Source organism: Alteromonas sp. CH_MED4-4 (genome assembly GCF_037029575.1).
Lineage (GTDB): Bacteria > Pseudomonadota > Gammaproteobacteria > Enterobacterales > Alteromonadaceae > Alteromonas > Alteromonas macleodii.
In genome coordinates this window covers 33,517-46,107 of record NZ_JAYMEU010000004.1, presented here as the reverse complement: position 1 = coordinate 46,107, position 12,591 = coordinate 33,517, and the positions used below count along the sequence as shown (strand labels likewise).

At 45.2% G+C, this 12,591-nt stretch carries 11 protein-coding genes; 2 read left to right on the top strand and 9 right to left on the bottom strand.

All coding sequences use genetic code 11. The annotated features are described in order from the left end of the window. Position 1 precedes the first annotated feature (1 nt). The 7 genes from rlmH to WA381_RS04270 all read right to left on the bottom strand — a co-directional run bounded on the left by rlmH (position 2) and on the right by WA381_RS04270 (position 6,763). On the bottom strand, positions 2 to 472 hold the full coding sequence (gene rlmH, locus WA381_RS04300; protein ID WP_014949352.1) for a 23S rRNA (pseudouridine(1915)-N(3))-methyltransferase RlmH: 471 nt from the start codon (positions 470 to 472) through the stop codon (positions 2 to 4). A 116-nt stretch (positions 473 to 588) separates the two neighbouring features. Next, complete coding sequence (gene rsfS, locus WA381_RS04295) at positions 589 to 906, bottom strand: ribosome silencing factor (RefSeq protein WP_014949353.1); 318 nt, start codon at positions 904 to 906, stop codon at positions 589 to 591. Between the two features lie 17 nt (positions 907 to 923). Continuing rightward, a complete protein-coding gene (gene nadD / locus WA381_RS04290) occupies positions 924 to 1,625 on the bottom strand; it encodes a nicotinate (nicotinamide) nucleotide adenylyltransferase (protein ID WP_231506466.1) in 702 nt (233 codons plus the stop codon). Positions 1,626 to 1,638: 13 nt separating this feature from the next. After that, on the bottom strand, positions 1,639 to 2,667 hold the full coding sequence (gene holA / locus WA381_RS04285) for a DNA polymerase III subunit delta (RefSeq protein WP_014949355.1): 1,029 nt from the start codon (positions 2,665 to 2,667) through the stop codon (positions 1,639 to 1,641). A 15-nt stretch (positions 2,668 to 2,682) separates the two neighbouring features. After that, the gene (locus WA381_RS04280) at positions 2,683 to 3,219 is read right to left on the bottom strand and encodes an LPS-assembly lipoprotein LptE (protein WP_014976413.1); all 537 of its coding nucleotides are present in this window, start codon (positions 3,217 to 3,219) and stop codon (positions 2,683 to 2,685) included. A gap of 11 nt (positions 3,220 to 3,230) precedes the next feature. Next, positions 3,231 to 5,834 carry a leucine--tRNA ligase gene (leuS, locus tag WA381_RS04275; RefSeq protein ID WP_156086374.1) on the bottom strand — a complete coding sequence of 868 codons (2,604 nt, stop codon included), beginning with the start codon at positions 5,832 to 5,834 and terminating at the stop codon, positions 3,231 to 3,233. A gap of 311 nt (positions 5,835 to 6,145) precedes the next feature. Further along, complete coding sequence (locus tag WA381_RS04270) at positions 6,146 to 6,763, bottom strand: hypothetical protein (protein ID WP_014976415.1); 618 nt, start codon at positions 6,761 to 6,763, stop codon at positions 6,146 to 6,148. 510 nt (positions 6,764 to 7,273) lie between these two features. On the opposite strand from WA381_RS04270, the gene WA381_RS04265 reads away from it, so the two are divergent. After that, complete coding sequence (locus WA381_RS04265) at positions 7,274 to 9,670, top strand: Lon protease family protein (RefSeq protein ID WP_156086375.1); 2,397 nt, start codon at positions 7,274 to 7,276, stop codon at positions 9,668 to 9,670. 143 nt (positions 9,671 to 9,813) lie between these two features. Here WA381_RS04265 and WA381_RS04260 read toward each other — a convergent pair whose 3' ends face one another. After that, the gene (locus WA381_RS04260) at positions 9,814 to 10,716 is read right to left on the bottom strand and encodes an RDD family protein (protein ID WP_156086376.1); all 903 of its coding nucleotides are present in this window, start codon (positions 10,714 to 10,716) and stop codon (positions 9,814 to 9,816) included. A gap of 266 nt (positions 10,717 to 10,982) precedes the next feature. On the opposite strand from WA381_RS04260, the gene WA381_RS04255 reads away from it, so the two are divergent. Next, entirely contained in the window at positions 10,983 to 11,687 is a 705-nt protein-coding gene (locus WA381_RS04255) for a hypothetical protein (RefSeq protein ID WP_156086377.1), read from the top strand. Positions 11,688 to 11,765: 78 nt separating this feature from the next. On the opposite strand, the gene WA381_RS04250 is transcribed toward WA381_RS04255, so the two are convergent. After that, positions 11,766 to 12,542: a 3-hydroxyacyl-CoA dehydrogenase gene (locus WA381_RS04250; protein WP_156086378.1), complete on the bottom strand. Its 777-nt coding sequence runs from the start codon at positions 12,540 to 12,542 to the stop codon at positions 11,766 to 11,768. Positions 12,543 to 12,591 lie beyond the last annotated feature (49 nt).

The window sequence follows — 12,591 nt, the reverse complement described above, 5'->3', positions numbered from 1 at the left end:
ATTACTCACGGTGATAAGGGTGATTTTGCGTCACCGACCACGCGCGGTATAAGCTTTCTGTAAGAATGATCCTAACAAGTGGATGGGGTAGAGTTAAGGCTGATAAGGACCACTTTTGTTCCGACGCTGCAATACATTCTGGTGCTAGCCCTTCTGGACCACCAATAAGCAGGCTTACGTCGCGCCCGTCCATTTTCCAATTGTCGAGTTGTTTAGCAAGCGTGGGAGTGTCCCAGGGTTTACCTGTTACTTCTAACGTAACAATGCGATTTCCTTTGGGAATAGCGGCTAGCATTTGCTCGCCTTCTTTTTCCAAAATGCGCTTAATATCGGCGTTTTTGCCTCGCTTTCCGGCGGGTATTTCAGTAAAGGACACTGGCATGTCGCTAGGGAAACGACGAATAAACTCATCCACGCCTGTACTTACCCAGCTTGGCATTTTTGTTCCGACCGCGACGATTTGTATACGCACTTCTTTTACCCTTACCGCAGGAATTAGTATTTCACTTATACAATAAAGGCCATACGCATTTGAGTATGGCCTTTATTGACCGTGTTACTGCATGTTTATAGCAGGCGTTTACGCCACTACGACCACAGTTTCTCTAGCTGGTAGAAATCACGGGTTTCATCTTGCATAACGTGCAAAATAACATCACCAAAATCAACCAGAACCCATTCGCCGGTTTCCTTACCTTCCACGCTTCCAGGTGCGTGGCCCGCTTTCTTCGCTTCTACCATGACATTTTCTGCAATAGATGAAACGTGGCGCTTTGAGTTACCTGAACAAATGATCATGGTATCTGTAATACTTGATTTGCCGCGAACGTCTAGTTCAATAACATCACGGCCTTTCATATCGTCAATTTTGTCTTTAACAAACTGTTTGAGCTGTTGACTCTCCAAGAGTTTTCCTCACTTACTTAACTTTTATATAACTGATGTTCGTTTATGTAATCTAAAACGCTTTCTTCTAACCATAAGTTAGATAGGTCAGCATTTGAGCTGTTTGGCGTACCCGATTTCTCGGACGTGGCAGCACTTGCTAGTACGTCACGAATTTCAGTAGATGAAACACTAAAAAGCGGTGTGTTGGTTAACACTACATGGCCTGCAGGCTTTGCGAGAATAACACTTTTATCGTTAGCCACATGACAATCTAACCAAGCTTGTATTGCGGGAGGAGGCGAAAATTTCTCATCGTCTCTGCGCATAACCACTAAGTGACAATAATCGAGCAGGTGTTCCCACTCGTACCATTTGTCCAGATTATACAGTGAATCTGCGCCAATGAAAAAACAGATTGTGTCATCGCTTTTCTCTTTAAGTGCACGCAGTGTTTTAACTGTATAAGAGGGTGACGGAAGCGTCAGTTCAATTAACTCTGGAATAAGTCTGTCATTGTTTTGGGCGCAAAGTTCAATCATTTTTACCCGATGGCTTTCTGACACACCTACTGACTTATGCGGAGCTAATTTACAAGGCATGAGATGAACGTGGTTTACGCCAATTTCATCTGCCGCTTTTAGTGCCGCACCAATATGGCCTTTATGCGGCGGATTAAATGTACCACCAAGAATGGCTTTCACCGTTGGAGTTGCTCGAGAAGCGCCGGAAAAACTCACTTAGACTTGCCCATTATGCCTGTAACAAAGGAATTTCGCGAAGGTCCATACCCATGAACATCATGCACAAGTGACACATTTCGACGTAAGGGCGGGCAATGACATTTTGTTTGAATGCATGATCTGACTGAGTCAACGCTTTTTGGATGTCTTCTAGCTGCGCGACGCTCAGACGATTCAAGGCACTTTGATAAAAACCTTGTCTATTACGCCAAATACCGAATTTTTGCCACTGAATGGGGGCACCGCTTTGCTGCGCTAGTTTTAGTTTCCATAACTGCTCCCACTCTCGAATCAGCGCCCAAATAATGATGTTAGGCTCCAGACCCTCGCTCTCTAATCGGTATAGCATTTTTATGCAGCGGGTACTGTCGCCGCTAAGCATAACGTCAACTAGTTGAAACACGTTGAAACGCGACTGATCGACCATCGCCTTTTCAATTTGTTCGTCTGAAATAGACTGGTGTGGATAGAGTAGGGCGAGCTTATCAATTTCTTGCTTAGCAGCAAGCATGTTGCCTTCGCAGAAATCAGCAATCATCTTAGCACCCGACGCTGATACGGAGAGTTGGTGGGCATTTAACTGCTGGTTTAGCCATGCATTGAGCTGCTTGCCTTCCAACGGGTAACACAATACCGACGCGCCCAAATCATCAAGCACTTTAAACCATTTGCCGCGCTGCACGTCTTTGCCAATTTTGGGGCCGTGAACCAGCAACAAAATATCGGGGTTTAATGATGCCGCGACTTCTTGCAGCATTTTACTGCCTTCAGTGCCCGGTTTTCCCGTAGGCAGCTCTAGTTCAATAAACTGTTGGCTTGAGAAAAGCGACATGCTTTGCGTGGCTTCAATCAACTGATTCCAGTTAAAGCCCGTTTCAGCAACAAGTACTGTACGCTCTTCAAAGCCATTGGCTTTTGCTTTAGCGCGTATTTGCTCAATGACATCAAACTTCTGCTGGGGTTCATCTCCAAACACCAGATAGCACGGGCGAAGTGCCTTGGTGATATCTTGGCTAAATTGGTTTGGATAAATCTGCATGAAAAATTCTGATGTTTACTGACTAACGGAAGTTGATGCATTTGGTGCAGCGGCTGCCTGACTGGAAAGGCGTCTGATCATGATATCAGCGGCTTCATCGCGCATTTCACTTAGCATCAATTCAAGTTCGCGAGACTTTGCCAACACTTGGTCAGGGTCGTCTTGATAGTCACGTACTACTTCAAATTGCACCATTACCGCTTCCTTACCAGGAAACTGCACGCGGTAACGCACAACATATATCAGTTCATATTCAGCAACTTGACCCGAAGGATAAACCGACAGCAGCTGACGTTCTAATTTCTCTGGAAGCAAATAGATGTTTACGTTTTGGTTAGAGCGCGATGTTTTATCTACACTAACACTGGATAAACCGTAAACGTTTAAGCGTTTGTCAAGCGCACGCGCCAACGGCGCGTGTGCTCGGGCACTTTCAATAGCAACGGTGTTAATGTCGTCGGGTAGGCTAGGGCTACTTCGCAAATGAAAGCCACAGCCAGTAACCAAGACGGTTCCCAACACAGCGACTGCGAATTGTAAGTGCTTTTTCATCAGTATCTGACCTAGTTAGCTACAATGTTTACAAGCTTGCCAGGCACAACAATCACTTTACGAATGGTCTTACCTTCGATGAATTGCTGAACGTTAGGCTGTTCTTTCGCAGATGCTTCAATGCTCTCTTTGCTTGCATCAGCAGCAATTGTCATCTTAGCGCGCACCTTACCGTTAACCTGAACAATGATAAGCTTCTCGTCTTCAACCAATGCGGCTTTATCAGCTTGTGGCCATGGCGCTAAATCGATATCTTCACTGTGACCCAACACTTTCCATAGCTCGTGAGCGATGTGCGGCGTAATAGGGTTTAGAAGCAACAAGATAGATTCACAGGCTTCGCGCATAATTGCGATGTCCTGCGCGTTTTCTTGTGGTGCTTTTTGAAGGTGGTTTAACAATTCCATCACCGCTGCAACCGCAGTGTTAAAGGTTTGACGACGGCCTAGGTCATCAGACACCTTTTCAATGGTCTTATGTACTTCACGGCGAAGAGCCTGTTGGTCTTTCGACAGTGCCTTAACATCAATCGCTTCTGGCGCGCCTTTTTCAACGTGTTCGGTCACTAATTTCCAGATACGACGTAAGAAACGGTTTGCACCTTCAACACCAGAGTCTACCCACTCAAGGGTTTGCTCCGGTGGCGCAGCAAACATGGTAAATAAACGCACCGTATCGGCACCGTACTGATCAATAACTTCCTGCGGGTCGATACCGTTATTCTTCGACTTAGACATTTTCGTCATTCCGCCGTGAATAACTTCTTCACCGTCAGCGGTTAGCCATGCTTTAACAATACGGCCTTTGTCGTCCTTTTCAGTGCTTACTTCGGTAGGCGAGAACCAGGTTTTCTTACCAGACGCGTCCTCACGATAGTACGAGTCAGCTAATACCATGCCTTGACACAGCAAACGCTTGAACGGTTCATCAGAGTTTACCAAGCCTTCATCGCGTAATAATTTGTGGAAGAAACGCGAGTAAAGTAAGTGCAAGATAGCGTGCTCGATACCACCAATGTACTGATCTACTGGTAACCAGTAGTTAGCTGATGTTGGATCAAGCATGGCGTCGTTGTTAGTAGCACAGGCATAGCGCGCGTAGTACCACGATGACTCCATAAAGGTGTCGAAGGTATCCGTTTCACGTAACGCGGCTTCGCCATTGTATGTGGTTTTTGCCCACTCAGGGTCAGCTTTAATTGGCGAGGTAACGCCATTCATTTCTACGTCTTCAGGCAAAACAACCGGTAGTTGGTCAGCAGGAACCGGAACAGATTCACCGTTTTCCAAATTTAGCATTGGAATAGGTGCGCCCCAGTAGCGCTGACGGCTTACGCCCCAGTCGCGAAGACGGTAATTTACTTTGCGCTTTCCACAGCCTTTGCTTTCAAGTTCATCAGCAATACCATTAAATGCGGCATCGAACTCAAGACCGTCGAACTTAGCTGAATTGATCAAGCTACCTTTTTCAGTAAATGCAGAGGCGGTAAGGTCGCACTTATCTTCATCACCTGCGTTTGGCGCAATGACTTGTTGAATAGGTAGGTTGTATTTAGTCGCAAATTCCCAATCGCGCTGGTCGTGGCCAGGAACAGCCATTACCGCGCCTGAACCGTAGTCCATCAACACGAAGTTAGCGACCCAAATTGGAAGCTTTTCACCGGTTAGTGGGTGAACAACCTCAAAACCCGTGGCGAAACCTTTCTTCTCCATGGTTGCTAATTCAGCTTCAGCAACTTTGGTGTTTTTACATTCGTCGATAAAGGCCGCTAAATCTGGGTTCGATTTTGCTGCGAATTCGGCAAGAGGGTGCTGCGCAGCCACTGCAACGTAAGTAACGCCGTAAAAGGTATCTGGACGCGTGGTATATACCGTCAAATCGGCAATGTCGTTAACCGCTGACGCTAAATCGAAGGTAATTTCAACACCTTCAGAGCGGCCAATCCAGTTTGCCTGCATTGCGCGTACTTGGTCTGGCCATTCTTCAAGCTGTTCTAAGTCTTGTAAAAGTTCCTCGGCGTAGTCAGTAATTTTAATAAACCACTGAGGGATCTCTTTTTGCTCAACCAGCGCACCAGAGCGCCATCCGCGACCGTCGATTACCTGCTCGTTAGCCAAAACAGTTTGGTCTACAGGGTCCCAGTTCACAGTAGAGTTTTTCTTGTAAACAAGACCTTTTTCGTAGAGGCGTGTGAAGAACCACTGTTCCCAGCGATAGTAATCTGATTTACATGTGGTTACTTCGCGATCCCAGTCGTAACCGAAACCCAACGAGCGAAGTTGGTTTTTCATGTAATCAATATTTGAGTATGTCCATTTCGCAGGCGCAGTGTTGTTGTTAATTGCTGCGTTTTCAGCCGGAAGACCAAAAGCATCCCAACCCATAGGCTGCAATACATTTTTACCCTGCATGCGCTGGAAACGGCTGATCACGTCACCAATGGTGTAGTTGCGCACGTGGCCCATGTGAAGTCGGCCACTAGGGTATGGGAACATAGACAGGCAGTAGAACTTTTCTTTTTCTACGTCGTCATTTGCTTTAAACGATTGGTTTTCTTCCCAGTATTGCTGAACGCGTTGTTCAATGTCTTTCGGATTGTACTGATTATCGGCCATGAAACTTAGGCTTCCGCATTAAAAGTTAAAACGTTTATGGGGCGGCATAAGGCGAGTTTGTAGCAACGCCAACTAACCGCGCGTGGGTTTCACCCACTTAACATACATATAGCCCAATAGAATAACCCAGCGCTAAGCCATGCCTCAATAGCTTAACACCGAACTTGGCAATATTTATTATTGCTTGCTTGAAAAGTGAGCATTAATGACACGGTTTTCGTCGATTGAACACCAGAACACGCCCCATTTGCTCATCTTACTTTATCTTGGCGCCATCTTATCTTGTCGATAAACAGGCCCCGGTGTCGCATCTAATTATTGTCACTAAACGCGGTTAGCGCATTTAGTTGTTGCGCCTGCACTTTGTCTACTACTCGAACTAAATTGGCGGCGTCTTCGTTAGATGCTTTTTGACCATTAAAGTGAATATTGCCTGAGGCGTGGTAGGTAAGGGTGACTTTAGTTTTCGGTATGCGACCGTCTTGTGTGTTTGCATCCGATGAAGTGCTCGATGCTATTGTGCTGAATTCCCATGTCAGTGCACCTGACATACCCATCTCTTGAAGCGGGCCTAAGCCACCTGTCATCACCACTTTTTTGTTCGGTTCAACATAGCTTACCTGCATATGCGCTGCACTCGCCGTGTCTGTCGTTTCACAGAAACAGCCACCAGCCTGCTCATCTATGCGCAAAGCACCTTTCCACCATGTGTGGTCTTTCGGCCACCACATATCCACATGTTGAATAAAATGAGAGTACACGACTTCAACTGGCGCATAGCTTTCACTCTCATTGGTGATAGAAAACCCTGAGTTATCTGCATAGTTTACGTTAGCGATACTCATTGAAGAAAATGCCGTACCCAGAAAGGTAGCAAGGAAAGAGGAAGTGAGCAGAAGGGGTGAGCGAGTTTTCAATTTTTTTGTCATTGTTATTACCCTGTTTTTGTTCATTGGTTATTGCGCGCGAAACCTAGTCTCGTCGCCAAAACGAATTTCGGTTTTGTGTTTTCTAAGGTAATTGAAAGCAGCTTGCGTTGCTACCTACTTTAAAGCCTTGCTGTTACAGGACTCTTCAGAGCTTTGTCTTGACCACATTGTCCTTACGGCTCTGACCTTGGCGCGCTTTTCTTAACGCTGTGATTTTAATGCTCCGATCCAAATTATGTGGCAGAAATAAATGCAGCAGTTAAATTGAAGTAAGTTCTTTCGTATTTAACTCCTTTTCGGCTTAATTAAACGCTACACCTTGTGCCTCAAGGTATCAGTTCTAATGAAGGCCGCAAAAAGCTCGTAGTGCTTGTCAATTCCTCTCTAAAATCATGAAGGTGGTTGTTTGTTGTGCAATTAGCGATGCAAAGCTGCCTTATTCAGGATAAGCGTTTGACACTAATGTTAATTAGGGTTTCACTTAAGTAAAGAAACAAAGATAGAACAGACATGTCTGTAGACAGTAAATTATATGCGTTAGATGTAGACGCGCTTTCACCTACCATAAATCGCCGAGCGATAAACAGTGCCTTAAAAGATGATGAAGCGCTAAATGCGACCTTCATTGGGCAAGAGCGTGCGCGTGAAGCACTTACGTTTGGGTTAGGTATTAACACCAAAGGCTATAATCTTTATGTGATGGGTGAGCCCGCTACGGGGCGCTTCACTCTAGTGAAGGATTACATTGAACGCCAAGTTGCCCAGCTACCGGCGCCTGATGATTGTTGTTATATCAACAATTTTGACGAAGAGCGCGAACCTGTTGCGCTAAAATTTCCTCCCGGTGGTGGAAAAGCATTCCACAAGGACATGGCTGCGCTTATTGACGATGTCTTAGACTCACTGCCCATTGCCTTTGATAACCCGGGATATCAGCGCCGTTGCGCGTCAATTTCCAGAGAGTTCGAGCAAAAGTACGATGCGGCTATCGATGCGGTAGAGCGTTACGCACAAGCGAATGATGTTGCGCTGTACGAAGAGGGTGGCTCTATTACGTTTTCACCTATCGTTAACGGCAAGCCAATAAGTGACACAGAGTTTGCGTCATTAACTGACGCACAACGGGAAGGGTTTTATACTCTTATTGACGAACTAGAAAATAGGTTAAGCGAAGGCCTGTTAAGCCTGCCTACGTGGAAACGCGAAAACTCTGAGCGTCTGCGTGAGCTTGACAAAAAGACCGCAGAGCAGGGGATTAAGCCGCTTCTAAAAGTGCTTGAACACAAATACGCATCTGAGCTAGGGGTAATGAAGTACCTCAAGCAGCTTAAAACTGCATTAGTCAATGCTATCTTAGTCATTCACAGTGAAGAGCAGAAAGAAGAGAAGAGTGATGACTTCGACAAGAAGGTATTTTTAGAAGAGCAATTTCTTCCTAACGTTTTGGTGTCGAATAAACTCGATGACGCAGCCCCTGTTATTTATGAGCCGAACCCTACTTATCAAAATTTGTTTGGCAAAATAGAGTACACCAACATTCACGGCAGCGTGTTTACCAACTATCGCATGATTCAGCCCGGTGCGCTCCATCGTGCAAATGGCGGTTATTTGTTGTTGGATGTCGACCAACTTATTGAACAACCTTTCGTGTGGGATACTCTTAAGCTTGCCATCAAGTCACAGCGCTTGCGCATGGACTTACCCCAGCAAGATGTGGGTATGGTGAACAATATTACGCTCAATCCACAGCCCATCGACTTAAATGTGAAAATCGTTCTGTTAGGCTCGCGTGATTTATACTACACGCTGCAAGATTACGATGACGAGTTTGATGAACTGTTTAGAGTGTTGGTGGATTTTGATTTGGAAATTCCCGTCACCAGACAGGCGCTTTTTGATTTCGTGGGCAAAGTACGTGCGCACCTTATTCAGTTAGGACTTAAAGGCATTACCGCTAACGCGATGTGCAGGCTAGTTGAGTACTCGTTAAGAATGGCTGAACATAAAGAAAAGCTATCTGCGCACTTCGCTGAAGTTATCGAGCTAGTTAATGAAGCCTATTATTTCTGCCAGAAATCTAATGCCGACACGCTAGAACTTGATCATTTAAAAACAGCATTAAGTGCCAAGAAGCGTCGTACCGGCCGTGTCAGCCAAACACTATTAAACGATATTAAAGAAGGGCACGTGCTTATTGCCACTGAAGGAAAAGCGGTAGGCAAAGTAAACGGGTTAACGGTATTGGATATTGGTGACACTGCATTTGGTACGCCTGCACGCATTACGTCTACTGTATTTGCCGGCGCAAGTGGTGTCGTTGATATTGAGCGTGAGGTAGAGCTTGGACAGCCTATTCACTCAAAAGGCGTTATGTTGCTAAACGGCTACTTGGGCAACAAGTATGCCCAGCATTTCCCGTTAACCCTATCGGCAAATATAGCGCTAGAGCAGTCATACGGACATATTGATGGCGATAGTGCATCCCTTGGTGAACTGGTTGCGCTTATCTCTGCGTTGACTGAAATCCCTTGCTTACAAACCTTGGCTATCACGGGTTCCATAAACCAGTATGGTGAAGTGCAAGCGGTTGGCGGTGTGAACGAAAAGATAGAAGGCTTTTTCGACTTGTGTCAACACCGCGGCCTTACCGGTACGCAGGGCGTGATTATTCCTAAATCAAATGCGATTAATTTGGTATTAGATGCCACCGTTATCGACGCAGTGAAAAAAGGGCTGTTCCATATTTACACTGTAGAGACCGTTGATGATGCGCTTTCTATTTTGATGGAACAGGAAGCGGGTAAAATAAGTAGTAAAGGTCGTTACCCCAAAAATTCAATCAATTACCATGCCGTAAACCGTCTATACAATATTGCGCTCATTGTTAATGGTGGAGATGGCGAATAGATAAGAACGAAGCGCGTACTTGCAGTGTCGAGACGCGCTTCTTGATTTTTGCATTAATCTTGATTGATGCGCTTATAAAGAAGCGTTTTTTCAGTAGAACGTGCACACAGCCATTCAATGTTAAACGCAAGTACCAGAGCGCGCTAATTGCGGGTGCTGATGACCAGAGTCTCTGAAATTTTATCTTGGATAGCTTGTCGGTTAGGATCCCAGTAAATTTGCACAAATCCCAACAAGCCAGTTGCTAAACCCGCACCATAACCGCCATAACGACCAAAGCTCTCCCATAGCGACAGTCCAGAACCATCGAGTTTGAGTACTTGTATATTTAGCAGTCGTTTACCTGGTGTTTTTCCGTTAAACCAAGCGGTAAACACGCTGTAATAAAGCGCGGCCCAACCAAAGCCTAAGCCAAGCTCAGTAATTAACCCTTTGATCCACGCGACAATGCTGTATGTGTTTGCTGAGGGCTCTGAAGTTGCGTCATCGAAATCTGCTAGGTCACTTTCAATACCTTCAGCTTCCTGTAGGCCATTGTCATGCACACCTTTATTTACAACTTGCTCATTTACTCCAATATCATCATTCGCACCATTTTTCTCACCTGGGCGATTAGGCGAGTCGATCACGTTGCTGACAGTTGCATCGTCACGAAAGTAATTAGCCTCATTGGCAGCATCTAACGTAAGCAACACTGTCCAAAAGAGCATGAACGCTCCACCTATTCGAAGAAATGAACGCGTAGTTTTTTTATGGCTTTGATTGGCTACGTTGCGGCTAGCTTTATAAAACGTCACTGTAGCAATAATAGCCAAAAACAGTGCATCCAGTGAGCTCAAAATGGCGACAAATAGTAGGTCAATACACTGAGCCAACCCTCGTTGAAAAGGTGTAGCCAGACGCTTGCCTAACAGCGAGTTAGCCACGCCAAACGCATAGGGCGTGACTATATCCTTTGTTTCTACGGTTTCTAATTTATCTGCAGTATTATTTTCGACATCACTACTAAGAGGTGGCGTATCAATATGTTGATGAGGGTGAGACATTTGCCGTCCACTGTGCTTAACCTAATTCCGTAGCACTACTTTACACAGTAAGGCGTATTAATTTAACTCTTTTATCTGAAGGGTAAGCACCCCACAAATACCCATGCAGGATACAGTGTAATCTCTTCAATAGTCGGAATATTTTTCTTTTTAGCAAATAGATAAATTAGGTGTATTTCACTTAAGCTATTGATTTATATGCGCGGCATTGGGTTTGCATCAGAGATTATCGAATGGATAACAATGATGCCTTTAAGGAGGTTACGATGTTTAACTCAAAACGAACGATTACAGCAACTTTGGTTTCATTCGCTATGATGGGGTCATCTGCAATGGCACAAGCTAAGGTTGACGAGATGAAAACTGCGCAAATTCAAGCAGCTTCAGCGTCAGTGCAACCTGAGTCCAGAACATCTGAGTCTGGTGATACGTGGATTACGTTGACCGGTGAGGTGTCTGCTGTAGATTCAAAATTCTTCACGTTAGATTACGGCGACGGGAACATTTTTGTTGAGTTAAGAGACACCGACCTTGACAGTAATGCCTATGCAAAAATGAAAGGCGAAGAAGTCATGGTAACGGCGCGTCTTGATGATGGCATGTTTTCGAGCGAAAGGTTAGTTGCTCAGAGTGTGATTGTTGATGGTATGGATACTGTTTACTTAGCTGAGTCGGTTAATCAGGCTTCGGCAGACCTTTATTTAAGTACAGCAAGTAACATTGAGTTTGACGATGAAGAAATGGTGCTTGTAGGTACCGTTAAATCAATTGGTAAAGAAGCGTTACAAATTGACGTGGGCGATACCACCCTCACAGTAGAGCTTGATGAGTTAGAGGACGCACCTGTGGATGCGGATGGTTACCTAACGCTAATGAAAGGCGAGCGCGTACGCATCACTGGCGAACTAGAAGACGATTTCTTTAATCGTTTCACCGTAGAAGCTGATACGCTAATCAAAATGAAAAGTTAACTATTACTGATAGATAACGCTTTAAAAAAAACCGCCGAAAGGCGGTTTTTTTGATTAAAGCATTAATGTACTTAATCACTACTTTGGAGGCATGCGCAGCCCGCCGTCTAAGCGGATTGTCTCACCATTTAGGTAGCTATTGTTCGCCATATGGATAACTAACTTAGCAAATTCTTCTGGTAGCCCAAGGCGCTTAGGAAACTGAACGTTAGCAGAAAGGGCGTCTTGCACTTTTTCTGGCATAGCAAGTAGCATTGGCGTGCCCATTACACCCGGCGCAATAGTGTTAACACGAATACCCAACGGGGCTAAGTCTCGAGCCATTGGAAGGGTTAAGCCGATAATACCACCTTTACTCGCGGCATAAGCGGTTTGCCCTATTTGACCTTCGTAACCAGCAACTGAAGCAGTGTTTACGATAAGACCGCGTTCGCCTTCCTCGTTAATTGGCGATTGCTTTGCCATCGTCGCTGCAACTAAGCGAGAAACATTAAAGCTTCCTACTAAGTTAATATCGATAGTTTTCTGGAAGTCACCCAACGGCGCCGGATTACCTTCTTTGTCGAGCAGTCGCTTAGCTGGAGCGATGCCTGCACAGTTAACCACTAAAGAAATGGCGCCAAACCTTTCGGTTGTCGCGTCTATAGCCGCTTGAACAGAAGTTTCATCGCGTACATCGACTTTGGTGAAAAGTGTGTTGTTTTTGCCTAATTCCTCTACGCGCTGTGCGCCAAGCTCTTCATTCAAGTCGAAAAGGCTGACGTTAGCACCTGCATTTCGAAGTGCGATAGCAGTGGCGTGACCAAGTCCGGAGCAACCGCCAGTAACAATGGCAGTAAGATTATTTAGCGTCATAGATTTCCCTTAAACCCTAGTTTTTCACTATTATTAACATGATGTTAAC